Origin of the sequence: Flavobacterium columnare (assembly GCF_014844295.1) — a bacterium.
In the GTDB taxonomy this organism is placed as follows: Bacteria; Bacteroidota; Bacteroidia; order Flavobacteriales; family Flavobacteriaceae; genus Flavobacterium; species Flavobacterium columnare.
In genome coordinates, this window is record NZ_CP054494.1 from 1984761 (window position 1) to 2009365 (window position 24605).

24 protein-coding genes are annotated in these 24605 nt (G+C 32.5%); 19 read left to right on the forward strand and 5 right to left on the reverse strand.

The window, feature by feature from the left end; translation table 11 throughout:
• Position 1 precedes the first annotated feature (1 nt).
• Together HUE53_RS08630 and recO are read left to right on the forward strand one after the other, a co-directional pair.
• Positions 2-997: an acyltransferase family protein gene (locus HUE53_RS08630; protein ID WP_077225483.1), complete on the forward strand. Its 996-nt coding sequence runs from the start codon at positions 2-4 to the stop codon at positions 995-997.
• Between the two features lie 6 nt (positions 998-1003).
• Positions 1004-1723 (forward strand): DNA repair protein RecO, encoded by a 720-nt coding sequence (gene recO, locus HUE53_RS08635; protein WP_014166679.1) that lies wholly within the window; start codon positions 1004-1006, stop codon positions 1721-1723.
• 5 nt (positions 1724-1728) lie between these two features.
• On the opposite strand, the gene HUE53_RS08640 is transcribed toward recO, so the two are convergent.
• The gene (locus HUE53_RS08640) at positions 1729-2394 is read right to left on the reverse strand and encodes a hypothetical protein (RefSeq protein WP_014166680.1); all 666 of its coding nucleotides are present in this window, start codon (positions 2392-2394) and stop codon (positions 1729-1731) included.
• 5 nt (positions 2395-2399) lie between these two features.
• Entirely contained in the window at positions 2400-3110 is a 711-nt protein-coding gene (locus HUE53_RS08645; protein ID WP_146917108.1) for a hypothetical protein, read from the reverse strand.
• A 156-nt stretch (positions 3111-3266) separates the two neighbouring features.
• Here HUE53_RS08645 and ileS point away from each other — a divergent pair, with 156 nt between their 5' ends.
• The 5 genes from ileS (at position 3267) to HUE53_RS08670 (ending at position 9761) form a co-directional block, all read left to right on the forward strand.
• The gene (ileS, locus tag HUE53_RS08650) at positions 3267-6728 is read left to right on the forward strand and encodes an isoleucine--tRNA ligase (protein ID WP_107317393.1); all 3462 of its coding nucleotides are present in this window, start codon (positions 3267-3269) and stop codon (positions 6726-6728) included.
• Between the two features lie 55 nt (positions 6729-6783).
• Positions 6784-7164, forward strand: coding sequence for a TraR/DksA family transcriptional regulator (locus tag HUE53_RS08655; protein ID WP_014166683.1), 381 nt, complete (start codon positions 6784-6786; stop codon positions 7162-7164).
• Between the two features lie 112 nt (positions 7165-7276).
• Positions 7277-7870, forward strand: a complete 594-nt coding sequence (locus HUE53_RS08660) for a lipoprotein signal peptidase (protein ID WP_014166684.1) — start codon at positions 7277-7279, stop codon at positions 7868-7870.
• Between the two features lie 555 nt (positions 7871-8425).
• Positions 8426-8809: an ISAon1 family transposase N-terminal region protein gene (locus HUE53_RS08665; RefSeq protein ID WP_014165862.1), complete on the forward strand. Its 384-nt coding sequence runs from the start codon at positions 8426-8428 to the stop codon at positions 8807-8809.
• A 34-nt stretch (positions 8810-8843) separates the two neighbouring features.
• Positions 8844-9761 (forward strand): ISAon1 family transposase, encoded by a 918-nt coding sequence (locus tag HUE53_RS08670; RefSeq protein ID WP_454951484.1) that lies wholly within the window; start codon positions 8844-8846, stop codon positions 9759-9761.
• A gap of 265 nt (positions 9762-10026) precedes the next feature.
• On the opposite strand, the gene rnhA is transcribed toward HUE53_RS08670, so the two are convergent.
• Together rnhA and purN are read right to left on the reverse strand one after the other, a co-directional pair.
• Positions 10027-10506 (reverse strand): ribonuclease HI, encoded by a 480-nt coding sequence (gene rnhA, locus HUE53_RS08675; protein ID WP_014166685.1) that lies wholly within the window; start codon positions 10504-10506, stop codon positions 10027-10029.
• 19 nt (positions 10507-10525) lie between these two features.
• The gene (gene purN, locus HUE53_RS08680; RefSeq protein ID WP_138425303.1) at positions 10526-11089 is read right to left on the reverse strand and encodes a phosphoribosylglycinamide formyltransferase; all 564 of its coding nucleotides are present in this window, start codon (positions 11087-11089) and stop codon (positions 10526-10528) included.
• 220 nt (positions 11090-11309) lie between these two features.
• Between purN and HUE53_RS08685 the strand changes: the two genes are divergently transcribed.
• From HUE53_RS08685 to rnc, 3 genes are all read left to right on the forward strand, one after another.
• Positions 11310-11546 (forward strand): acyl carrier protein, encoded by a 237-nt coding sequence (locus HUE53_RS08685; protein WP_014166687.1) that lies wholly within the window; start codon positions 11310-11312, stop codon positions 11544-11546.
• Positions 11547-11743: 197 nt separating this feature from the next.
• Positions 11744-12994, forward strand: a complete 1251-nt coding sequence (gene fabF, locus HUE53_RS08690; protein ID WP_014166688.1) for a beta-ketoacyl-ACP synthase II — start codon at positions 11744-11746, stop codon at positions 12992-12994.
• Between the two features lie 9 nt (positions 12995-13003).
• Positions 13004-13750, forward strand: a complete 747-nt coding sequence (gene rnc / locus HUE53_RS08695) for a ribonuclease III (RefSeq protein WP_014166689.1) — start codon at positions 13004-13006, stop codon at positions 13748-13750.
• A 6-nt stretch (positions 13751-13756) separates the two neighbouring features.
• On the opposite strand, the gene HUE53_RS08700 is transcribed toward rnc, so the two are convergent.
• The gene (locus HUE53_RS08700; protein ID WP_014166690.1) at positions 13757-14893 is read right to left on the reverse strand and encodes an ATP-binding protein; all 1137 of its coding nucleotides are present in this window, start codon (positions 14891-14893) and stop codon (positions 13757-13759) included.
• A 173-nt stretch (positions 14894-15066) separates the two neighbouring features.
• Here HUE53_RS08700 and HUE53_RS08705 point away from each other — a divergent pair, with 173 nt between their 5' ends.
• The 9 genes from HUE53_RS08705 (at position 15067) to HUE53_RS08745 (ending at position 24547) form a co-directional block, all read left to right on the forward strand.
• Entirely contained in the window at positions 15067-16071 is a 1005-nt protein-coding gene (locus tag HUE53_RS08705; protein WP_014166691.1) for an AAA family ATPase, read from the forward strand.
• A gap of 57 nt (positions 16072-16128) precedes the next feature.
• On the forward strand, positions 16129-16995 hold the full coding sequence (locus HUE53_RS08710; protein WP_014166692.1) for a DUF58 domain-containing protein: 867 nt from the start codon (positions 16129-16131) through the stop codon (positions 16993-16995).
• A 90-nt stretch (positions 16996-17085) separates the two neighbouring features.
• Positions 17086-17379: a four helix bundle protein gene (locus HUE53_RS08715; protein WP_014166693.1), complete on the forward strand. Its 294-nt coding sequence runs from the start codon at positions 17086-17088 to the stop codon at positions 17377-17379.
• A 3-nt stretch (positions 17380-17382) separates the two neighbouring features.
• Complete coding sequence (locus HUE53_RS08720; RefSeq protein ID WP_014166694.1) at positions 17383-18969, forward strand: BatD family protein; 1587 nt, start codon at positions 17383-17385, stop codon at positions 18967-18969.
• Positions 18969-19970: a vWA domain-containing protein gene (locus tag HUE53_RS08725; RefSeq protein ID WP_014166695.1), complete on the forward strand. Its 1002-nt coding sequence runs from the start codon at positions 18969-18971 to the stop codon at positions 19968-19970. Before HUE53_RS08720 ends, HUE53_RS08725 begins: the two co-directional genes overlap by 1 nt.
• 35 nt (positions 19971-20005) lie before the next feature.
• The gene (locus tag HUE53_RS08730) at positions 20006-21049 is read left to right on the forward strand and encodes a VWA domain-containing protein (RefSeq protein WP_077225481.1); all 1044 of its coding nucleotides are present in this window, start codon (positions 20006-20008) and stop codon (positions 21047-21049) included.
• Between the two features lie 33 nt (positions 21050-21082).
• Positions 21083-21826, forward strand: a complete 744-nt coding sequence (locus HUE53_RS08735) for a tetratricopeptide repeat protein (RefSeq protein ID WP_041253599.1) — start codon at positions 21083-21085, stop codon at positions 21824-21826.
• Between the two features lie 17 nt (positions 21827-21843).
• On the forward strand, positions 21844-23640 hold the full coding sequence (locus HUE53_RS08740) for a BatD family protein (protein ID WP_065213815.1): 1797 nt from the start codon (positions 21844-21846) through the stop codon (positions 23638-23640).
• 160 nt (positions 23641-23800) lie between these two features.
• Positions 23801-24547, forward strand: a complete 747-nt coding sequence (locus HUE53_RS08745) for an SH3 domain-containing protein (RefSeq protein ID WP_014166699.1) — start codon at positions 23801-23803, stop codon at positions 24545-24547.
• Positions 24548-24605: the final 58 nt, after the last annotated feature.

Here is a 24605-nt window from a genome sequence, read left to right on the forward strand (position 1 = left end):
AATGCTAAGGAAGAATAGTATTAATTTCCTTCGTTTTCTAATGGCCAATATAATCCTGTTGGCTCATTTAGCTGAGCTAACAAAGGATAAATCATTGCATTTTTTAAGTCTTTTTTGTAAATCCAATTTAGCCGTTAGTGGTTTTTTTATCTTAAGTGGCTTTTTGGTAACTAAAAGTTTAGTGAATACTCCTAATTTAAAAATGTATTTTCTAAAAAGAGCCAAAAGAATTTTACCAGCATACATTACAATAATAATCCTTTCTGTAATAATTCTATCCGCTCTTTCCACTCTTTCCTATCAGGATTATTTTACCAATAGGAGGACCTATCGTTATTTTTTTTGGAATCTGTTTTTTTTGAATTTTGTAGAACCGTGCCTTCCAAGTGTTTTTACTACAAATCCGATTCCTTTTATAAATGGTTCTTTATGGACTATGAAAATAGAAGAAGGTTTTTATATTGTACTACCTATGCTGTTTTATCTAATCAATAAATTCAAAAATAAAAACACAGTATTAGTCTTTATCTACTTGGCTTCTATTTTATATTCTCATGTAATGTTAGAATTTTTGCATTTACCATTACTAGAAAAGCAACTCCCAGGAAAATTAGCTTATTTTGTTATGGGGATCTATATCTATCTGAACTTTGATTTTTTTATTCAGAACAAATGGAAGTTTCTAATAGGAGCATGGTTTTTATTTTTAATTCAAATGTATGGTTTAGACATTGATCTCTTTTTTCCTTTTGTGTTAGGCGTTACGGTATTGTTTCTTGCGTATTCGCTCCCTCTTTTAAACAACTTTAGTCTAAAAGCGGATTATACGTATGGTATTTATCTGTATCATTTTCCCATAATACAACTGTTTGTGTATTTTGAATATTTTCAAAAATACAACCCTTTGTTTGTGGGGATAATAACAATGTTAACAACCTATGTATGTGCTTATCTATCATGGCATTTAATAGAAAAAAAATTTTTAAATCGAAAGTAAAAATTTATGCTAACCAAAACTAAAGCAATTGTTTTAAGTGCTATTCGATATCAAGAAAAATCTTTGATTGTAAAATGTTTTACACAAAGCCAAGGTGTAATTTCATATTTTGTACCTTCCGCTTTCTCTACTAAAAAAAATAGTCAGCGTATTGCTTACTTTCAACCTTTAACAATTCTTGAAATTGAGGCTGATCATAAAAATAAAGGAGGGCTAGAGTATTTTAAAGAAATTAAGATAGCTGTGCCCTATAAAAGTATTCCTTTTGATATTGTTAAAAGTACTATTGTTTTGTTTTTGTCAGAAGTATTGCATCATGTGATTAAGGAAGAAGAAGGCAATGAACCACTTTATTTGTTTTTAGAAACGGCCATGGTGTGGCTGGATACTCACGATCATGCAGTCAATTTCCATCTTAATTTTTTAATAGAATTAACTAAGTTTTTAGGATTTTATCCATACTTAATTAATGATGATTTCCCTTTTTTTGATTTGAATGAAGGGTGTTTTGTTTCAGAGGTTACGTCTTATGTTGTAGATGAGGAAACTTCGCAAAATTTAAAACTTTTTATGTGTTCAAGTTTTGATGATACTACCGATTTTAAATTGGATTATCTAAAACGTCAAAGGCTTTTAGAAGTTCTCTTAGATTTTTACGCCTTGCATATAGAAAATTTCAGAAAGCCTTATTCATTAGAGGTTTTAAAAGAGTTTTATCATACCTGATTAATTTAATTACTGGAGTAAATAAAAACCCTGCCTGTGGTACTACTTATATTGTGTTCAACTCGATAAGCTGCACCACTTGGAGCGTCGGCTTTTATATTTATTCGTAAGGTATAGGTGCCGGGTGTGGTAATTGTGATATTTCCTGATAGGTTGCAGTAATGGGTTTCTTTCAAACGATTTCCTCCACTAAAGAAAACCGTTTCATGTGCAATTGTATTGTCAGTCCCAGTGTTTAAAATACATTCATAGGTTAAGGCTCTAGTAGAAGCATGATATAATGGTGGGTTAGTGGTTATGGTATTATCACAAAGACGATAAGGAATTAAACAGCTAATTTGTAATACCTGATTAGCTACACTTGTAGTTACAGTAGCACTATACAAAGTACTAGTAATTTGCGTATCGCTTGTTATATTTGTATCCAAAGTAAAAGTAGGCTCTAAAGAGGTGAATAATTTAGACGGTCTGTCTGCTTTTGCGAGATTTCCTAGTGCATCTGCTACGACAAAATAAGGATAGGTAGTGCTGTTAGAACCATCATTTAAAGTTCTAATCCTCGTCGTTCCATTAACATCTAAAGTTGCTGTTGGTGTGTCTGTTCCAATTCCAACTTGTGCTATCGAAAAATTAGAAACCAAAATAATAATTGTTTTTATAATATTTTTCATGTCTCTTAATTTACTGAGGTTAGTTTTAAATAATTTGTTTTTCCTACAGTACTAGGATTGTAGTTTATTCTAAATGAAGATCCGTTTATACAATTAGTCTCTACACGAACCGTAATTGTATATGTACCCAGTGTAGGTAATGAAATCTGAGAACTCAAATTAGTACCATAAATTCCAGTTTCTTTGAAACTTCCACTTAGATATTGAGTTTTTGCTGCAATTAATTTATTGATATAAGAGCCCCCATTTAGGTAAATAAAAGTCTTTACAACACGAGTATCCGCGCTAAAAATTAAAGGTGTTCCGTTGTGCCCAGGTGGAGTAGTTGATGCAAACGCAGAAATTCTAAAAGGAAGGTCTAAATTAATGTCAACAACTTGATTGGGTTTTATAGTAGTAAAATTTTGTGTAATCATATCAAAACCTGCCGTACTTGTCGTATTCCAGTAATAGACCGCTAAAGTAGATAAAACATCTAAAAACACATGCCCGTCAGTATAGGCTCCTCCATCCATTAGTATCGTATTGGAGCTATTAGTTACCAATGTTTTTGAATAAGTGTTCGCATTATTTCCATCAGGTAAGTTCTCTATTCTTAGATCACCATTAATATCTAACGTTTCAGTAGGAGTTGTGGTGTTAATCCCAACGTTTGATTGAGCGTAGGAAATGATTGTACACAACCAAAGAAAAAAGAGTATATTTTTTTTCATCATTTAGGAGCTCATTAAGTATGAATGTAAAAATACATTTTTTTTAATTTTTGAGCTAGTAATTATTCTATATATCGTATTAATTATGTCTTTTTTTTTGCTATTGCCTTATAAATCATTACATTCGCCGATTGATTTTTTAATATAGAGAATAGCGATATGAAATTCAACGAATACAAAGGACTTGACTTGCCTACAGTGGCCTCTGAAGTACTTGATTTTTGGAAAAAAAACAATGTCTTTAAACAATCGGTAACTTCACGAGAAGGAGCTACCCCGTATGTGTTTTTTGAAGGCCCCCCTTCAGCAAATGGATTACCAGGTATTCACCACGTAATGGCACGTGCGATTAAGGATATTTTCTGTCGTTATAAAACTCAAAAAGGATACCAAGTAAAGCGTAAAGCCGGTTGGGATACTCATGGACTTCCGGTAGAATTAGGAACCGAAAAAGAATTAGGCATTACCAAAGAAGATATTGGGAAAACAATTACGGTAACCGAATACAACGAAGCTTGTAAACGTACTGTGATGCGTTATACCGATGTTTGGAATGACCTTACCGAAAAAATGGGGTATTGGGTAGATATGGAAGACCCGTATGTGACTTATAAATCCAAATACATGGAATCGGTTTGGTGGTTGCTAAAACAAATCTATACTAAAGATTTATTATACAAAGGCTATACGATCCAGCCGTATTCGCCAAAAGCAGGAACAGGATTATCTTCACACGAAGTAAACCAACCGGGTTCGTACCGCGATGTGACCGATACGACTATTGTAGCACAATTCAAGAGCCCCCTAACCCCCGAAGAGGGGACAAACAGCGTGTTAAATGCGTTCGGTTTGAGCTCTTCTTCTTCGGAAGGAATGGGGGAGGCTTTCTTCCTAGCTTGGACAACTACTCCTTGGACGTTACCAAGTAACACTGCATTGACCGTTGGACCTAAAATTGATTATGTTTTAGTAAAAACCTTCAATCAATACACGTTTGAACCGGTTAATGTGATATTAGCTAAAAACTTGGTTTCAAAACAATTTGATAAAAAATATAAGTCGGTAGAAACTAATGATGAATTTAAAGAGTTAGAAGATAAGTTTCTACATGTTCCCCCTTCGGGAGCTAGGGGGCTAATCCCTTATCAAATTTTAGCAGAATGTAAAGGTGCCGATTTAGTTGGAATCAAATACGAGCAATTATTGCCTTGGGCATTACCATACCAAACGCCCGAAAACGCGTTCCGAGTAATTGCAGGTGATTTCGTTACGACCGAAGACGGTACGGGTATAGTACATACCGCTCCTACTTTTGGTGCTGATGATGCGAAAGTGGCTAAAGAAGCGACTCCTGAAGTGCCACCTATGTTGGTGTTAGACGAGAACGGGAATCCCGTTCCTTTAGTGGATTTACAAGGTAAGTTTGTAGCACAATTAGGAGAATTTGGAGGCAAATACGTTAAAAATGAATATTACAACGAAGGCGAAGCTCCTGAAAGATCCGTAGATGTAGAAATAGCGATTTTATTAAAAGAGCAAAATAAAGCGTTCAAAGTAGAAAAATATGTGCACAGTTACCCACATTGTTGGAGAACCGATAAACCTATTTTGTACTATCCATTAGACTCTTGGTTTATCAAAGTAACGGAGGTAAAAGATAGAATGTTCGAGCTAAACGAAACCATCAATTGGAAGCCTAAAGCCACGGGTGAAGGGCGTTTTGGAAATTGGTTGAAAAATGCTAACGACTGGAATCTTTCACGTTCGCGTTATTGGGGAATTCCATTACCTATCTGGAGAACGGAAGACAAAACAGAAGAAATTTGCATTGGTTCAGTGGAAGAGTTGTTCAATGAAATTGAAAAAGCAATTTCGGCTGGAGTAATGACAGAAAATCCATACAAAGGTTTTCAAATTGGAACTATGGAAGAAACCAATTACGACTTAGTTGACTTGCATAAAAATGTAGTAGATACTATCGTTTTAGTTTCACCTTCAGGAAAACCTATGAATCGTGAAACAGACTTGATTGACGTTTGGTTCGATTCAGGTGCAATGCCTTATGCGCAATGGCATTATCCATTTGAAAACAAAGAATTGATAGACGGAAACCAATCCTTCCCCGCTGATTTTATTGCAGAAGGAGTTGACCAAACACGTGGTTGGTTCTATACATTGCATGCTATCGGAACTTTGGTTTTTGACAAAGTAGCTTATAAAAATGTAGTTTCTAACGGATTGGTATTAGACAAAAACGGGCAGAAAATGTCGAAACGTTTGGGTAATGCTGTAGACCCATTTGAAACATTAAAAGAATATGGTCCAGATGCTACACGTTGGTATATGATTTCTAATGCAAATCCTTGGGATAACCTGAAATTTGATATTGAAGGTGTAGCTGAGGTACGTCGTAAGTTTTTCGGTACGTTGTACAATACGTATTCATTCTTTGCGTTATATGCTAATATTGATGGATTTAAATATTCAGAAGCAGAAGTTCCATTGGAAGAAAGACCAGAAATTGATCGTTGGATTTTATCGGAGTTGCATACCTTAATTCAATTAGTAGATGAAGCCTATGCGGATTATGAGCCAACAAAGGCAGCTCGTGCCATTTCTGATTTCGTTCAAGAAAATTTGAGTAATTGGTATGTGCGCCTATGCCGTCGTAGATTTTGGAAAGGTGATTACGGAACAGATAAAATAGCAGCATACCAAACCTTATATACTTGTTTGGAAACTGTAGCTAAATTAGCGGCACCTATTGCACCGTTCTTTATGGATCGCTTGTATAAAGATTTAAATGCGGCAACACAAAAAGAAACTTTTGATAGTGTACACCTTGCAAATTTCCCAGTTTACGTTGAAAACCGTGTTGATAAATCGTTAGAAAGCAAAATGTTAAAGGCGCAAACCGTTTCTTCTTTAGTATTGTCTTTGCGTAAGAAAGAAATGATTAAAGTTCGTCAGCCGCTTCAAAAAGTAATGATACCTGTATTAGATGAAGTACAACGTGCGGAAATCGAAGCAGTATCTGATTTGATTAAGGCAGAAGTAAATGTAAAAGAAATACAACTTTTAGACGATGCTTCTGGTGTTTTAGTTAAACAGATTAAACCTAATTTTAAAGCTTTAGGTCCCAAGTTTGGGAAAGATATGGGTTTGATTTCTAAAGAAATACAAGGTTTTTCACAAGAACAAATAGTAGAGATAGAAACAAAAGGAGAAATAAGTATTGCTATTTCCGGAAATAATGTTATCTTAACAATTCAAGATGTAGAAATTACCTCTCAGGATATAGAAGGGTGGTTAGTGGCTAACTCAGGAGGAATTACAGTAGCTTTGGATATTACCATTTCCGATGAATTAAGAAAAGAAGGAATCGCACGGGAATTAGTAAATCGTATCCAAAATATTCGTAAAGATTCTGGTTTTGAAGTAACAGACAAAATTAAGGTTACAATGGTAAACCAAGACGAAATAGAAAGTGCTGTAGCAAACAATTTGGATTATATTCAAGCAGAAACATTAACAGAAGAATTAATTTTTGCTGAAAGCATAGAAAATGGCACAGAAATTGAATTTGATAACCTTAAAACAAAAATTCATATAACAAAATAAAAATAGTTTTTCGGAAACAAACTAAACCAGATATTAACCCAAAACACATTAGATTATGGTGGAAGAACAAATTAGATATTCGGATTCAGATTTAGCGGAATTTAAGGAGTTAATCCAGACTAAATTAGAAAAAGCCAAAGCAGATTTAGAACTTATAAAAAGTGCTTATCTAAATGATTTGAATAATGGTACAGATGATACCTCACCTACATTCAAAGCATTTGAAGAAGGAAGCGAAACTATGAGTAAAGAAGCTAACTCTCAATTGGCCATTCGTCAGGAAAAATTCATACGAGATTTAAAGAATGCTTTAATTCGTATCGAAAACAAAACGTATGGTATTTGTAAAGTAACAGGTAAATTAATTGCAAAAGAGCGTTTGAAATTAGTCCCACATGCTACGATGAGTATCGAAGCTAAAAATTTGCAAAAATAACATATCGAAAACAAATGACTAAACGCTCCCTAATGGAGCGTTTTTTATCTTCTTTAAGTTTCCTTATTTTGTATTACAATATTCCTTATTTTTGCCCATCAAAAGTTTAAAAATGAATCTAAAAAAAGCCTATTTAATAGTTTTCCTAGTTTTATTAACAGATCAAATATCAAAAATATATGTAAAGACAAACTTCATGTTACATGAAGAAGTTGTTGTAGCTAAATGGTTTAAATTTCTTTTTGTAGAAAATGAAGGTATGGCATGGGGAGTTGAATTGCCAGGGATTTACGGTAAATTGATTCTTACCACCTTTAGAATTTTTGCAGTTTTTGGAATTGGTTATTGGTTGTGGCAATCAGTAAAAGAAAAAGCTTCTAATTTATTAATTATAGCCATTTCGCTAATCTTAGCGGGTGCTTTTGGTAATATCCTAGATTCTGTTTTTTATGGTGTTATTTTTGATCATAGCGAAGGTCAATTAGCAATTCCTTTTTCAGATAAACCTTACGGCACTTGGTTGTATGGGAAAGTTGTTGATATGTTTTATTTTCCCATTTGGCAAGGCAAGTTACCGTCTTGGCTGCCTGTTTTTGGCGGAAAATACTTTACCTTTTTCAACGCTATTTTTAATGTAGCAGATATTGCCATCTCTACAGGAGTAGGGATATTGATTGTTTTTAATAAAAAAGTATTCGGAAAATAAAGATTATCCAAAACGTTATTAATTATCGGTGTTTAAGAAGTAATAGCTTAACGTTTAGTCCTTTTTGACGACAGGGGAAGTCAGAATCAGTGTTATGTGATTTGCTTCGACTATTCGCTTTGTTCGAACCTTCCTTTGGTTCGAAAAGATTGAAAAATTTTAGGACATACTCTTTCTTTTTTATATAAGAGGGTATTATTTATTATTAAAAGTTTCTAAAAAAGGAAAGCTAAAGACTTGAATACTAGATTTGCAATTTAAGTCTGAAGTAGGTATCCTAGTGTTGTGTTTTAGTTTTTTCTAAAAATTATCTAGAAGAAGATTTTCTTTATACGTTTTAGAGATCATTTATCTATTCTTTCTCTGGGGATGTAGTATGTAATCACTCAAAGAAATAGATTGATTCTAAATGTGTTAGTAAATATCTTTAAAACAGATTATGGGGTGTATTTTGTGATGAAGATGAAAAGAGAAAATAAGATAAAAAGACGCGGAATTATTTTGGCTCACATAAAAAATATGGGGAGTAATTGTAAATTGCGACAAAAAAAGTAAATGGATTTTTCGATACTTTCTGCTTTTCTACCCGAAGAATTATTATGTCATTTTGATATTGTTGATTTTATAGAATTAGGAGATATTCAAACAAAAAAGGATTGCTTTTATATCTATCTTGATGAAAAGAACATTATTCCCGAAGGTTTCATTTCAGAGGAATATGAGTCAAAAGGCTTTTGTGAGCGTACTTTGATACAAGATTTTCCAATACGAGGAAAGGCTGTTTATTTAGGTATCAGAAGACGTAGGTGGCGAAATACAGTAGATAAGTCAGAAATTAAAAGCGATTATTCTTTTATTGCAGAAGGTTCCAAATTAACTGTTGAACTTTCGGATTTTTTAAAAGGTACAGGTAGAGACCCGAGAAGATACGATAAGTAACATTGCCAGTTATTATGGCATTAAAGCTGATTTACTGCGAAGACATTACAAAAAAAGAATCAGTGGTTTTACAAGTTGGAAACAGTTAGAACATGCCGAAAATTATCTGATTTACCCCGAAAATATTGGGGAGAATTTAAGTATTGATGAAGTAAGATTGTCAAAAGGTGAACTGTATACTTTTGTAACCAATAAACAAGGAAGAGGCAAAAAGAAATCCTTAGTGGCGGTTATAAAAGGCACCAAAAGTCAGGACATTATTGATGTGGTTACTAAAATTCCACTTTCGCATAGAAAACAAGTAAAATCGATAACACTTGATATGGCAAACAATATGCAATCAGCATCAAGAATGTGTTTTCCTGAAAGTTACCTTGTCACAGACCGTTTCCATGTGGTAAAGTTGGTAATGGAAGCTCTCCAGCATTTAAGGATAAAATATCGCTGGGAGGAGATTGAAAAAGAGAATCAAGCTATCAAAAAAGCAAAGGAGCAAGCAATAAAATACATTCCAATAACTTTTGAAAACCAAGACACACCCAAACAACTATTGGCTCGATGTCGTTATATCATTGCCAAGAAACCCAACCAATGGACAGAAACCCAAAAAGTGCGAGCCCAAATATTGTTCCAACATTATCCTCTAATACATCAGGCATATAAACACACCCAAGAGTTTAGAAATATTTATGAATACACCTCAAAAGAAGAGGTTAAACAAAAAATATTGAATTGGATATCCAAAACCAAAGAATTAAAAATGACTGTCTTTAATACCGTTGCCAATAGTTTAAATTATCATTTGGAAACAATTGTAAACTTCTTCATAAAAAGACATACAAACGCAAATGCTGAATCCTTTAACTCAAAAATAAAACTCTTCAGAGCTAATCAAAGAGGTGTGATGGATACTAAATTCTTCCTCTTTAGAATGGAGAAACTTTTTGCTTAATCCCCAAAAAATTAATCTGAGCCATTATTTTATGCCAGCGTAGTTTTGACGCATTGAGGGCAAAAAATGAGACTTTTTAGATTCAAAGAACAAAGAAAGTCATTTTATCTGTAGTAAACTTCTAATGTGTAATCTGGATTTAAGGCAAGGTTTAAGATGAAATTTTGTACAACAAGTAACATAATTTCTTTCTATCATTTTACAATTAATTTATCTAATATGAATAGAGTATATTTTGCTCTTTTGATTAGCCAATCGGACTCATTCAAACTAATTTATTACTTTCTCCTTCATAAAAACGATCGATAGAGAGTGTTTTCAGTTGCGATGCCATTACCGCTAGTTGATCACAACGTTCATTTTGTGGGTGATTGTTATGACCTTTTATCCATTTAAAATCTACTTGATGTTGGCGGTATACTTTTAAAAAGCGAACCCATAAATCTGGGTTTTTTTTGCCTTTAAAACCTGTTTTTTCCCAGCCTATTACCCAATTTTTTTCAACAGCATCTACTACATATTTTGAATCAGAAACGACAAGTACACGCTGATTGGGTTGTTTTAGTTTTTCGAGCCCTACAATGACCGCTAAAAGTTCCATTCGGTTGTTGGTAGTCAATCGAAAGCCTTCGTAAAATTCTTTTTTATAAGAACTTCCAACCAGTTCCATTACCAAGCCATAGCCGCCAGGTCCAGGATTTCCTTTTGCTGCTCCATCAGTATAAATATGTACTTGGTATGACATGTTGTATATGTTTTATGAGTTAAGAATTTAAAAGTTTTTCTATTTCAATAGAGAAATAAGTGTGTTCTAATAGATGAACTGCTGTGGCTATTTCTTCTGCTTTTTTACAATTTTCAATATTAGTAGCATATTGTGCAATAATAGCCCCTTCATCATAGTGCTCATTTACATAATGAATTGTAATACCTGTTTCTTTTTCTTTGTTTTCTAAAACGGCCTGATGTACATTCATACCATACATTCCTTTGCCTCCATACTTAGGTAAAAGAGCTGGGTGTATATTAATAACTCGATTGGGATAAGCAGTAATGATGTTTTCTGGGAATTTTAGTAAAAAACCAGCCAAAACAATTAAATCAGGAGTAGATTCGTTTAACTGATTCAAAACAAAACCTGAGTTCAAATCTTCTTTTGTGAAAGTTAGCGTTGGAATACCATGATTTTTAGCTCGTTCTAAAACCTTAGCATTTAAATTGTTAGAATAAACTTGTGTTACGGTTATTTTTGGGTTGCTTTTGAAATGCAATATGATTTTTTCAGCATTAGATCCTGAACCAGAAGCAAATAGTACAATTTTTTTCATGATATTTTTATGTGTTGTTATAGCAGTAAAAATAGGCTTTCAGAAATTAAAAAATATTTAAAGTTGCAAAAAAAAGAATAATTCAGGAGAAATAATAAAAAAACCATCCTCTTTGTAAAATTAATTTTATAATTTCGTAGTTAGATTTATGAAACAAAAAAGGAGTAATTAAATAATTTTTTTATTTTTGCCAACTAATTAAAATTTAAAATTAAAGATTATGTCAGACATTGCATCAAGAGTAAAAGCGATTATCGTGGACAAATTAGGTGTTGACGAGAACGAAGTAGTTTCTGAAGCAAGCTTCACTAACGATTTAGGAGCTGATTCATTAGACACTGTTGAGCTAATCATGGAATTCGAAAAAGAATTTGATATTCAAATTCCAGATGACCAAGCTGAAAACATTGCTACTGTAGGTCAAGCTATCTCTTACATCGAAGAAGCTAAAAAATAATAAATAATGGCATCTGTAAGTAAAAAAGCTTACAGATGTTCTTATTTTTTACTGTCTTTATCAAAATCTTTTTTAGATTTGTACAAACATTGATTGTATTACAATCATATAGCATATTCTGTAATACCCATTGTTTCTTTTAGTTATTATTAAAAGTGCTTTGGGGTTTTTTATATTAAAACAAAACCAGCTAAACTATGCAACTAAAGCGAGTAGTAGTAACCGGATTAGGAGCTTTAACTCCTATTGGAAATAACCTTCAAGAATACTGGGAAGGTCTAATTAATGGAAGAAGCGGTGCGGCTCCCATTACTTATTATAACACAGAAAAACACAAAACAAAATTTGCTTGTGAAGTAAAAAACTTTAAGGTAGAGGAGTTTATTGATAGAAAAGAAGCTAGAAGAATGGATAAATTTGCTCAATATGCCATTGTAGCAAGTGATGAAGCCATTAAAGACTCTGGCTTGGAATTAGATAAAATTAATAAATATCGTGTTGGAGTTATTTGGGGAGCAGGAATTGGAGGACTAGAAACTTTTCAAGAAGAAGTTTTAAGTTATGCTAAAGGTGACGGAACGCCGCGCTTTAATCCTTTCTTTATCCCTAAAATGATTGCTGATATTGCTCCAGGACATATCTCTATGCGAAATGGCTTTATGGGACCTAACTACACCACGGTTTCTGCTTGTGCCTCTTCAGCTAACGCTTTAGTTGATGCGTTCAATTACATTCGTTTAGGTATGTGTGATGTAATCGTTTCAGGAGGATCCGAAGCAGCTGTGACTATCGCAGGTATGGGAGGTTTCAATTCAATGCAGGCATTATCAACAAGAAACGAAAGTCCAGAAACGGCCTCTAGGCCTTTTGATGCCACTCGTGATGGATTCGTTTTAGGAGAAGGAGCAGGAGCATTGGTGTTAGAGGAATATGAACACGCAAAGGCACGTGGCGCTAAAATTTATTGTGAAGTAGGAGGATGCGGAATGTCTTCTGATGCTTATCACCTAACAGCCCCTCATCCAGAAGGAATTGGAGTTATAGCAGTAATGAATAATACACTACAAGACGCAGGTTTAAGGCCCGAAGATGTAGATCACATCAATACACATGGTACATCTACTCCTCTTGGAGATGTAGCGGAACTAAAAGCAATTAGTTCTGTTTTTGGTGAACACGCTAAAAATATTAATATCAATTCAACTAAATCTATGACAGGGCACTTATTAGGTGCTGCTGGAGCTATTGAAGCAATAGCTTCTATTTTAGCTATTAAAAACAGTATTATTCCTCCTACAATCAATCATAATGTAGTGGATGAAAATATTGATCCAAACTTAAACCTTACCTTAAATAAAGCTCAAAAACGGGATATTAAAGTGGCTATGAGTAATACTTTTGGTTTTGGTGGTCATAACGCTTGTGTTTTATTTAAAAAAATAGAATAATTCTATAGTATGAGAATTATTAAGAGAATATTTAAAAAAAACCGTTTTCAGAACCCTGAAGACGGGAATTTTTTTAAAAAAATTACTTTCATCTTAGGTTTTAAACCTGAAAATATTGAGCATTATCGTCGCGCTTTTACTCATAGATCTATGAATAAAACAGATGAAAACGGTTATCCAATAAATTATGAACGACTTGAATTTTTAGGAGATGCAATGTTAGGTTCTGTGATAGCTGCCCATCTATTTAGTAAGGTTCCTAATGGAGACGAGGGGTATTTGACTAAAATGCGCTCTAAAATAGTTTCACGCGAACATTTAAATGAATTAGGAAAAGATTTTAAATTAATTGAGTTCGTAGAAACGAAAGTTTCCGCACAACATTTTGGCGAAAATGTACACGGAAATATTTTTGAAGCTTTTATTGGAGCAATATATTTGGATAAAGGATTTGATTTTTGTGAACAATTTATTCAAAAAAAAATAATAAAACCCTACGTAGATATTGATCGTTTAGAAGGCAAAGTAATAAGTTATAAAAGTCTTTTTATTGAGTGGTGTCAGAAAGAAAAAAAATCTTTCCATTATGAAACCTATGATGATAATGCTGCTGGAAATGTAAAATATTTTGCAGTAAAGTTACATTTAAACGGAGAGGTTATAACGAAAGCTCGTGCCACCTCTAAGAAGAAAGCGGAAGAAATAGCTTCTAAGAGAGCTTATTTTGTTTTTCAATCACAAATAGACAACAAATAAGATAAGCTAATGACTATATTTCATTTTTCGTAATACTCTTAAAGCTTCTTTAAAAGAAATATAAACTTTATGATAGGGTTTTAAAAGAAATTTAGACTCAATAAGTTTCTCTTTTGCGTTTTTAAAACCATTCAAATAGCAGAGCATCAGTGTATGTGGTAGGTTTTCAAGATTCTTAAGGTCCCTATCTGTAAGAGAGGCTTTTTGATTTACTTTATCCAGTAGTAATAGGTTTGTTTTATAGATATGATATAATAACTTTTTATTAAACTGAGGGGGTTCAAAAAGAATCTCATTTTCTATTTTATAATACCCGTTGTCAAAAAATGTAATATAAACCTTTTCAAGTGGATAATAACTGGTTTTATCATTAAGCCCTAATTGTATAAATTCAGTAATCGTAAAATTATTTTCTGAAAACTCTATAATAACTTCGTCTAGTGTAGAATAAAAGAGTTTAATTTGCTCATTAATTAATTCAATGTCTACCCTTGAAAAATAGGTTTTACCTTTCCATTCCTTTTTATTACCAGCCCAACAAACAATAAAAAGCTCTTTAAAAACTTTGTATTGAGTTTCCATGTCTTTATGTTTAACATTCATGAAATCTAAAACGGCTTCTAAAGTGTGTTCAATGCTATTTCTAGAATTGTTTTCAATACTGATAACCGTTTGCGTATTTTGTTTACTATAGCCTATTTTATCAAGGGTAGGGATTGTATTACTTCCAATTCTTTTAAACGTACTTCCTGTTTCTATTGTGTTTATTCCTTTCTTAAAATAAGAGACTTTATGATTGGGCTTAATAGTAACTAATCCTACCACTTTTTCTTTTGGCAAATGAGGGAAAGGAATGTTCTCATATTGTATTTGTGGAGGATTTAGAAGAAAAGCATTTACCAAATTTTGTATTCTACTGTCGTCAAAAAAATCATCACCTACAATTTCGTTACTTTCGTCTTCAACACCTATGACTAGGTACGAATTATTATTCGGATTAGAATTAGATAGCGCACAGATATGTTTCAAAAATTTAGCCTTTCCTTCTTTATTATGAAGATTTAGCTGTCTCTTTTTATCATAAAAGCTATTTTCGTCGTTATGAGCTAATAAGTTTTTTATAAGGAGTCTTTTGTTAATCATATCTCTAATTTTTCAAAAATCACTTAAAAATACTAAAAGCTTTCATAAAATGAGTCTTAATAAGGGGGTAAAAAAAATATTTAACTGATTGTTAACACCCTAAAATCAATTAAATTTTCAATTTGCATCATATTGAATAAGATATTAATTTCACGACTTTAAAAAAACAATCGATGGAAGAGAATACCACTACTTTAGATATTAGGGCAATTAATGAAAAAATAGAAAGAGAAAGTGCTTTTATTGATCTATTAACGATGGAAATAAACAAAGTCATCGTAGGACAAAAACACATGGTAGAACGTTTGTTGATCGGACTTTTAGGGCAAGGACATATTTTGCTAGAAGGAGTACCTGGATTAGCAAAAACATTAGCAATAAATACTTTATCACAAGCAGTTTACGGGAGCTTTAGTCGCATTCAGTTTACTCCTGATTTATTACCAGCGGATGTAGTAGGGACCATGATCTATAATATTAAAGATAATGCCTTTTCAATTAAAAAAGGACCGATCTTCGCCAATTTTGTTTTGGCAGATGAGATCAACCGTGCGCCCGCAAAGGTTCAATCAGCTTTATTAGAAGCAATGCAAGAAAAGCAAGTAACAATTGGTGATACTACGTTTAAATTAGATAAACCCTTTTTAGTATTAGCGACACAAAATCCAGTAGAACAAGAAGGAACATATCCACTACCTGAAGCGCAAGTAGATCGTTTTATGTTAAAAACGATAATTGATTATCCTAAAATTGAAGAAGAACGAATGGTTATTCGTCAGAACCTAAAAGGAGGTTTCGATAAAGTAAAACCAGTAGTGTCTATAGAACAAATTTTGCGTGCTCAAGAAGCCGTTCGTGAAGTATATATGGATGAAAAAATTGAAAAATATATTTTAGACATCATTTTTGCAACACGTTATCCAGAAAAATATAAATTAGAATCATTAAAACCTTTAATTAGTTTTGGAGCTTCACCACGTGGGAGTATTAACTTGGCTGTAGCAGCTAAATGTTATGCCTTTATTAAACGCAGGGGCTATGTTATTCCAGAAGATGTACGTGCGGTAGTACACGATGTGTTACGTCACAGAATTGGTATTACTTATGAAGCTGAAGCAGAAAACGTAACTACAGTAGATATTATCAATAAAATTGTAAACGAAATAGAAGTGCCATAAAAAGGAACTATATAAATAATTACCATTAATCTATGACCGTTGCCTATTGCCTAAAAAATGGAAACAAAAGACTTACTCAAAAAAGTTCGTAAAATAGAAATAAAAACCAGAAGACTGAGTGACCATATCTTCTCGGGAGAGTATCATACCTCTTTTAAAGGACGTGGGATGACTTTTTCGGAAGTACGTCAATATCAGTATGGTGACGATGTACGCGCAATTGATTGGAATGTTACGGCTAAATATAAAGAACCTTACATAAAAGTTTTTGAAGAAGAACGAGAATTAACCATGATGTTAATGGTTGATGTTTCAGGTTCAGAAAATTTTGGTACTAAAAATCAATTAAAAAGCGAAGTAGTAACAGAAATAGCAGCAACTTTAGCTTTTTCAGCAACTCAAAATAATGATAAAATAGGTTTAATCTTATTCTCGAATCAAATAGAATTATACATTCCACCTAAAAAAGGAAAATCACACGTATTACGTATTATTCGTGAATTAATTGAATTCGAACCTAAAAGCAAACAGACTAATATAGGAAATGCTCTGGAGTTTCTTTCCGCAACCCAAAAGAAAAAAGCTATTGTATTCATGATTTCAGATTTTATAACAGATGATAATTATGAGAAAATATTGAAAATTGCCAGTAAAAAACACGATATAACAGGGGTAAGAGTATTTGATATCCGTGAAGAAAAAATACCTGATATCGGTTTAGTAGCCATGCAAGACGCTGAAACAGATGCTATACAATGGATAAATACAAGTTCTAAAAACGTTCGCTTGCAGTATGAAAAATACTATCAAGAAAAAGTGAATTATTTTAAGGACATTTTCTCAAAATGTGGTGCTGGTACAGTACACACAAGAGTAGACGAAAGTTATGTAACAAAACTATTAGGTTATTTCAAATCAAGATAAGTGAAAAATTGTTCTTTCTAAAAGAAACAACAAGAAATTAGCAAAAAGAGTAATACATTTTGTATCCAGTATCATTTTATTTATTAAAAAGTGGAACACAATTATATAGCAAATCATTTCTTAGATCAGATTATTCGTTTCCCCAGCTCACCAGCATTAAATTACGGTGACGTTGAAAGTAAAAAAGATTTTGTAAACAAAAAAAGACTTTGTTTGAAAGAAATAAGAGAAACTAGTCATTGTTTAAGAATTATAGAAAAACCAAAATCATACCTGTTTGATTTAGAAGTGAATCAAACAAAAAATGAATCAAATCAATTGATTTCAATAGTTGTTGTAAGTATTCCTACTGCTAAAGATAATTCAGAAATCAAAAACTGTTAATTAATGAATGCGAAACTATACATATTATTGCTTTTTTCATCATTTGGTTTTACACAAAAGATAGAAACTACTATTGATAGAAAACAAAACAAAATTGGAGAGCAATTCACTTTAAGTTTAAAAGTCAAATCAAATACAAAAAGGCATATTACTTTTCCAAAAGATAAAAATTTTGGTTCCTTCGAGGTAGTAGAGTCCTATCCTATTGATACCATAAAAGCAGAATCAAAAATGGAACTAATAAAAAAATACGGTTTAGTTCAATTCGATTCAGGTAAGTTTGTAATACCTAAAATGCCTATTCTAATTAATAACAAACCCTATTTTTCAGAGAGTATCAAGGTAGAAGTATTTAACGTAAAAGTAGATACTTTAAAACAAAAAATGTATGATATTAAACCCATTATTGAGGCAGAAAGACCACTGGGCAATTGGTGGAAATATTTGCTTGGGTTACTAACCTTAATTGGTTTAGGATTTTTGGGATACAAATTGTATAAAAAATATCAAAAAACAGCAGAAATAGAGCCTGTATATAGTACACCCATAGAAAAATCTATAGACCTATTACAACGACTAGAAAAAAAAGAACTTTTAGCAAAAGGAGAAATTAAAGCCTATTATTCAGAGTTAACAGATATTGTGCGTGAATATATAGAAGAAGCAATTGAAATTCCAGCAAAAGAAAGTACGACTTCAGAGCTTATTCTAGGGTTACAACAAGCCGCTCAAAAAAGAAAATTAAAACTTTCTCAAGAAACGGTTAAAAGTTTAGAAAAAGTGTTAAAACAAGCAGATTTAGTAAAGTTTGCTCAATCGAAACCTTTGGATTTTGAAATAGCAGATGACAGAAAAAAAATAGAATCAAGTATCATCAACATTCATAAATCCATACCGATAGTAGTAGATGAAACAAGTGTAAAATGGAAAAAAGAACAAGAAGAAATTCGAAAAAAGCAAGAACGCAAAAAAAAGACAACAGCCATTGCAGGAATTGTAAGTTTTTTAATCATATCAGCATTCATCTTTATTGGAATTACCAAAGGGATTGATTTTATTAAAAATGGTTTTACAGGTCCATCTACTAAAGAATTAGTTCATGCAGATTGGATAAAATCAGAATACGGAAATCCTGCTATTGTGGTAGAAACTCCAGAGGTATTGAAACGTACAGATGTTTCTAAAGCCATTCCAAATGATACAGCAGGAATCGTAAAAAGTACTCAAATGTTTGATTACGGAAGTTTAATACAAGGTTTTTATATGGCTATTTCATCAACTGAATTCAAACAAAAAAAAGAAGTAGATTTAGGGCAAGCCTTGACAGGAATGATTCAAACGTTACAAAATCAAGAGTGTGAAAATGTAGTAGTGAAACAAGAAGATTTTAAAACTAAAGAAGGATTACAAGGTCTAAAAGGATATGGAAGTTTGATCAAAAACGGAGAGCAAATGATTTATCAAATACTATTGTTTAGCCAAGATGGGGGAGTGCAACAACTAATGGTAGCCTTTAGAGAAGGAGATGAAAATGGGCAAAAAATAGCAAATCGTATGTTGCAATCTGTTGAACTTAAAAAAGCACCATAATGAAGAATGTAACATTTTTAAACCCCGAATTTTTTTGGTTGTTTTTACTATTACCTTTAACAATAATATGGTATTTCTTTATGAATAAAAAAGAAAAACCAATACTAAAAATAAGTTCATTAAAAGGTTTTCAAAATACAACCTCCGTCTTGCCTAAGTTAAAACCTCTGCTTTTTGCTATGCGGTTATTGGCGTTAGGAGCCTTAATAGTAGCCATGGCAAGACCCCGAGTAGTAGATGTCAGTAATAAAACCAATAGTACTTTTGGAATTGATATTGTTATTGCTTCCGATGTTTCAGGAAGTATGTTGGCTAAGGATCTAAAGCCTAACCGAATGGAAGCGTTAAAACAAGTAGCCTCAAACTTTGTCAAAGAACGTTTAAATGATCGTATTGGAGTGGTTGTATATGCAGCAGAAGCTTATACAAAAACACCCGTAACAAGCGATAAAGCAGTTGTATTACAAGCTATTGATGATATTAAATACGATAATGTTTTACAGGACGGTACAGGAATAGGCATGGGATTGGCTACTGCTGTTAATCGTTTAAAAGACAGCAAAACCAAGAGTAAAGTCATCATTTTAATGACAGATGGAGTAAATAATGCAGGCCTTTTAGATCCTCAAACTGCAGCTGAAATTGCAGCTGATTTAGGAATAAAAGTTTATACCATAGGAATAGGAACAAACGGAAATGCATTATTCCCCTATGCGTATGCTCCTAATGGAGGGTTTTTATTTAAAATGATGCCTGTTCAGATTGACGAAAAATTAATGAAAAATATCGCTCAAAAAACAGGGGGAAAATATTTTAGAGCTACAAACAATTCCAGTCTAGAAAACATCTATAGCGAAATCAATAAATTAGAAAAAACGAAAGTTGATGAGTTAAAATTTGTTAATTATGACGAAAAATACCGTCCTTGGGTTTGGTTGGCAGGTTTGTTGTTATTAATTGAATTAATATTAAGAAAAACAATTTTTAAAGGTTTTATATAATAAAAATTGTTGTTTATAATTGCAATCGAAAAGAAATGTACGAATTAGACGAATCAAAGTATCTGTATTTATTTTTCTTGTTGCCCTTCTTGGTAGGCCTTTTCCTGTGGAATCAATTTTGGAAAAGAAAAAAACAACAAGAATTTGGGGATTCAGAACTAGTTAAAAAATTAAGCCCAGAAAAGTCAACGTTTAAGCCAACGTTAAAATTCGGGATATTGCTTTTTGCATTAATACTGTTGATTTTAGGTTTAGTAAATCCTAAAATAGGAACCCAAGTTGAAAAAGTAAAACGGGAAGGAATAGATATTGTTTTTGCTATAGATGTTTCTAAAAGTATGCTTTGTGAGGATATAGCTCCAAGTCGTTTAGAAAAAAGTAAACAATTAGTTTCTCAGATTATTAATGGTTTAGGAAACGATCGCATCGGGATTATTGCTTATTCAGGAAGTGCCTTTCCTGTACTGCCCATTACAACTGACTATAACGCTGCTAAGATGTTTTTACAGAGTATGAATCCAGGAATGATTTCATCGCAGGGAAGTAATTTAGATGAAGCAATTCAATTAACAGAAAAATACTTTGAAGGAAGCGGGAATACTAGTAAACTTTTGGTTATGGTAACTGATGGAGAAGATCATTCAGAAAAAGCCCAAGACGCAGCAGCACAAGCACGTAAAAAAAGAATAAAGATTATTACTATAGGTGTAGGAACTCCAAACGGTGGACCTATTCCTATTAGAAATGGTCATTCGATAGAATATCATAAAGACAAAAAAACTGGAGAGACAGTTACCACTAAATTACGTCCAGAAGCTTTAGAATCAATTGCTAAAACAGCTAACGGAGGTTATATTAATGGAACAAATACTAAACAAGTAGTTGATTTTATGCGAAAATCACTCAACAATATTCAAAAAACACAATTTGAAGCTACTGAAATGGCTAATTTTCAGTCCCAGTTTCAATGGTTTTTAGGTATTGGGTTTTTCTTGTTATTAGTGGATGTATTCCTTCTAGAAACAAAAACAAAATGGATACAAAAACTAGATTTGTTTAACGAAAAAAGTAAAAAATAAATGCCCTTTTTAAGAGGGATTAGAGATGGGTCAATGAAAAGAATTATTTTACATATCGTTTTATTAATTTCTGTTAGTATTTTTGCGCAACAGAAAAAAGATTTTGAATTACCAGAGGGCGTTTCACAATTTGAAAAGAAGCAATATGTTGAAGCAGAAGCTAATTTTAGAGTTTCAAAAAGCAATCATCCTAAAAAAGCAGTATCAGCGTATAATTTAGGAAACGCAATTTACAAACAAAATCAAGTTTCAGAAGCTAAAGCAGCCTATGCTAAAGCAGCCGAAACTGCTAAAACAAAAAATGAAAAACATTACGCTTATCATAATTTAGGAAATACCTATATGAAAGAAAAGACGTATGATAAAGCCGTTGAAGCCTATAAGAATGCTTTGCGCAATAATCCAGCGGATGAAGAATCGCGTTATAATTATGCTTTAGCAAAGAAGTTATTGAAGGAAAATCCACCTTCAAAAAATGATGACAAGAAAAAGGATAAAAAAGGGGACAGTCCTGATAAAAAGCCTAATCAAGATCAGAATCAAGACAAGGATAAAAAACAAAATGATAAAAACAAAGACAAACAGGAAAAGCCTAACAATAAAGATCAAGACAAAGATCAAAACCAGAATAATCCGCAGCCTAAACCCAATAATGTTCCTAAAGATAGGATGCAAAATTTGTTAGATGCGGTAAATAATGAGGAGAAAAAAATCCAAGATCGAGTAAATGCTCGAAAAGTAAAAGGAGCTCCAAAACAGGAAGGAAAAGATTGGTAGAAAAGAAAATTAAAAGAATGAAGAAACTATTTTTTATACTTATTTTATTTTGTGTGAAAATTACTGCTCAAGTTCAGTTTGTAACTAATGTGAGCAAAAACAATTTGGGTATAAACGAGCGTTTACGAATTGATTTTACAATGAATGATGACGGAGATAATTTTGATCCTCCAGCATTTGATGGTTTCCGAATAATAGGGGGACCTAATCAATCAGTTAGTTATTCATGGATTAATGGAAGAAAATCCTATGAAAAAACCTATTCGTATTTTCTTCAACCCACTAAAAAGGGAACCTTTGTTATTAAAGGAGCTTCCGTTGAAATAAACGGACAGACTTATAAATCCAATGCAATCAAGATAACTATTGGTAATGCCGTTCCTGAAGAACGGGATCCTTACGACCCTTACGGAGGAAGTAGTCCTTATTACCAACAACAGCGTCAACAAGTACCACCGTCAGCTGCTATGGGGAAAGAAGGAGTACACCTAGTAGCTGAAATTTCTAATACTAATCCGTATCTTAATGAACCTATTACCGTAGTTTATAAAATCTATGTGAGTCATCGTTCAGGTGTAGGGGGGTGGCAGGAAACACAAAATCCTAAGTACAATAACTTTTGGAGTCAGAATATAGATATCAAACAATTACAAGTAGAAGAAGGAAAGTTTAAAGGCGAAATGTATCGTTATGCCGTATTACGTAAAACGGTTTTATATCCTCAAAAAGCAGGCAAGCTAGTTATAGAGCCTTTGACATTAGATGTAGAAGTAGAGGTTCCTTCTGGAGAGGTTGATTTTTTTGGTCGTCCTATTATGACTATGGGACATAAAAAAGTTTCAGCAGGAGCAAAAACCGTTACAGTCAAACCTCTTCCTGAAGCAGGAAAACCAATTGATTTTACAGGAGCAGTAGGAAATTTTGATTTTAAAGTAATTCCTTCTAAAACCAGTGTAAAAGCAGGCGAGTCAATTGATCTTAAAATAGCCGTTTCAGGAACAGGAAATTTAAAGTTATTTACATTGCCTAAACCTGTAGTACCTTCTTCATTAGAAATCTATGATCCACAACATCAGGAAAGCGTACAAACACCACTTTCAGGGATGACAGGAAGTATTCAAGATACATATACTATTATCCCACAAAGTGAGGGAAAATATTTAATCAAACCAATGACTTTTACATATTTTGATTTGAGTTCAAAGGTCTATAAGTCAATTACATCCAAAGAAATTACTCTATTTGTAGAAAAAGGAAACCTCTTGGCAAATAATACAATGAGTTCTAATAAATCAAAAGTAACAGCAGTATCCGCTTTTGGATTTATTAAAACTAAAACCAATTTACAACCAAAAAATAGTTCGGATTTCTTAGGTTCGGGTTTCTTTTACAGTTTGTTAATGGCACCATTTTTAGCTATTCCACTCATTATAGCTTTCCGTCGTAAGAGAGAAAAAAGCAATGCAGACGTTATAGGAAACAAAATTAAGCTATCAAATAAATTAGCTAAAAAATATTTATCCGAAGCTCAAAAGCAGTTAGGAAATAAAGAGCCTTTTTATATTGCTTTAGAACGTGCGTTGCATAATTTTCTAAAAGCAAAATTACATATCGAAACATCGGATATAAGTAAAGATAAAATTAGAGAGTTATTAGTTCAGAAGAAGGCCTCCGAAGATACCGTAGCGCAATTTATAGCTCTGGTAGAAAGTTGTGAGTTTGCTCGATACGCCCCTTCGACGAATACGAGTATTCAAAATGATTACAATCTGGCGGTAAGTATTATTTCTGATTTGGAAAAACAGATAGCTTAAAAGCAGTAAAGAGAAGTTTTAAATTCTTAATGAACAAAAAGATTAAAATTATTAGAACAGATGATTTTTTTGTTTTCTTAAACAGTTGAAAAATAAATTAAAATAACGAACATAAACAATGTCTTTAGTGTTTGTTTATTGTTCCTAGTGGTTAAATAAAATGAAAAAAATAGCCTACATATTCCTGTTCCTTTCTCAATTTATTTGGGCAAATAATCCGTTTGAAAAAGGAAATGATTTGTATCAAAAAGGGAAATACCAAGATGCCATTCAATCTTATGAAACTATTTTAGCACAAGGACAAGAGTCAGCAGAAGTTTATTTTAACTTAGGAAATTGTTATTATAAATTAAGTAGAGTAGCACCAGCAGTTTTTAACTTTGAAAAGGCTTTATTACTGAGTCCTAATGATACAGAGATAGAAAATAATTTAGCATTTGCACAAAAAATGGCAATTGATGATATTCAACAAGTATCACAAGTAGGCTTTTCAAAAATTATAGCAGATTTCACTTCCATTTTTCATTATGACACATGGGCTTGGATATCCATAATTTTAGCTGTTTTCGCATTGGTGTGTTTTATAGTTTATTATTATTCGTATCAAACTACTGTAAAACGAATTTTCTTTGCTGGAATTTTATTGGGTTTATTTTTTGTATTATTAAGCCTTTTTTCAGGTTTTTATGAGCAAAATCGTTTGCTAAACGAAAAGCCAGCTATTGTTTTTGTTGATGTAGTTAATGTAAAAAGTGAACCTAATGCTACCGCAAGTAATGCTTTTATTTTACATGCTGGAACCAAAGTGAATATTCTTGAAAGCTTAGATAATTACTATAAAATTCAAATAGCAGATTTAAAAGAAGGTTGGTTGGATAGAAGTGTTGTAAAAGAAATCAAGAAATAAAAGATTCAGAGTAAGTATTTTACTTTAATAAATTTCTAATGCGTAATCTGGGGTTAAA

What these genes read in the sequence shown, in the direction of transcription:
- HUE53_RS08735 (WP_041253599.1), top strand. Translation starts at nt 21,083, where the DNA reads ATGAAAAGAATTATTTTACATATCGTTTTATTAATTTCTGTTAGTATT.
- HUE53_RS08745 (WP_014166699.1), top strand. Translation starts at nt 23,801, where the DNA reads ATGAAAAAAATAGCCTACATATTCCTGTTCCTTTCTCAATTTATTTGG.
- HUE53_RS08725 (WP_014166695.1), top strand. Translation starts at nt 18,969, where the DNA reads ATGAAGAATGTAACATTTTTAAACCCCGAATTTTTTTGGTTGTTTTTA.
- HUE53_RS08740 (WP_065213815.1), top strand. Translation starts at nt 21,844, where the DNA reads ATGAAGAAACTATTTTTTATACTTATTTTATTTTGTGTGAAAATTACT.
- HUE53_RS08640 (WP_014166680.1), bottom strand. Translation starts at nt 2,394, where the DNA reads ATGAAAAATATTATAAAAACAATTATTATTTTGGTTTCTAATTTTTCG.
- purN (WP_138425303.1), bottom strand. Translation starts at nt 11,089, where the DNA reads ATGAAAAAAATTGTACTATTTGCTTCTGGTTCAGGATCTAATGCTGAA.
- recO (WP_014166679.1), top strand. Translation starts at nt 1,004, where the DNA reads ATGCTAACCAAAACTAAAGCAATTGTTTTAAGTGCTATTCGATATCAA.
- HUE53_RS08730 (WP_077225481.1), top strand. Translation starts at nt 20,006, where the DNA reads ATGTACGAATTAGACGAATCAAAGTATCTGTATTTATTTTTCTTGTTG.
- HUE53_RS08685 (WP_014166687.1), top strand. Translation starts at nt 11,310, where the DNA reads ATGTCAGACATTGCATCAAGAGTAAAAGCGATTATCGTGGACAAATTA.
- fabF (WP_014166688.1), top strand. Translation starts at nt 11,744, where the DNA reads ATGCAACTAAAGCGAGTAGTAGTAACCGGATTAGGAGCTTTAACTCCT.
- HUE53_RS08665 (WP_014165862.1), top strand. Translation starts at nt 8,426, where the DNA reads ATGGATTTTTCGATACTTTCTGCTTTTCTACCCGAAGAATTATTATGT.
- rnhA (WP_014166685.1), bottom strand. Translation starts at nt 10,506, where the DNA reads ATGTCATACCAAGTACATATTTATACTGATGGAGCAGCAAAAGGAAAT.
- HUE53_RS08660 (WP_014166684.1), top strand. Translation starts at nt 7,277, where the DNA reads ATGAATCTAAAAAAAGCCTATTTAATAGTTTTCCTAGTTTTATTAACA.
- HUE53_RS08705 (WP_014166691.1), top strand. Translation starts at nt 15,067, where the DNA reads ATGGAAGAGAATACCACTACTTTAGATATTAGGGCAATTAATGAAAAA.
- HUE53_RS08645 (WP_146917108.1), bottom strand. Translation starts at nt 3,110, where the DNA reads ATGATGAAAAAAAATATACTCTTTTTTCTTTGGTTGTGTACAATCATT.
- rnc (WP_014166689.1), top strand. Translation starts at nt 13,004, where the DNA reads ATGAGAATTATTAAGAGAATATTTAAAAAAAACCGTTTTCAGAACCCT.
- HUE53_RS08720 (WP_014166694.1), top strand. Translation starts at nt 17,383, where the DNA reads ATGAATGCGAAACTATACATATTATTGCTTTTTTCATCATTTGGTTTT.
- HUE53_RS08710 (WP_014166692.1), top strand. Translation starts at nt 16,129, where the DNA reads ATGGAAACAAAAGACTTACTCAAAAAAGTTCGTAAAATAGAAATAAAA.
- HUE53_RS08700 (WP_014166690.1), bottom strand. Translation starts at nt 14,893, where the DNA reads ATGATTAACAAAAGACTCCTTATAAAAAACTTATTAGCTCATAACGAC.
- HUE53_RS08655 (WP_014166683.1), top strand. Translation starts at nt 6,784, where the DNA reads ATGGTGGAAGAACAAATTAGATATTCGGATTCAGATTTAGCGGAATTT.
- HUE53_RS08630 (WP_077225483.1), top strand. Translation starts at nt 2, where the DNA reads ATGCTAAGGAAGAATAGTATTAATTTCCTTCGTTTTCTAATGGCCAAT.
- ileS (WP_107317393.1), top strand. Translation starts at nt 3,267, where the DNA reads ATGAAATTCAACGAATACAAAGGACTTGACTTGCCTACAGTGGCCTCT.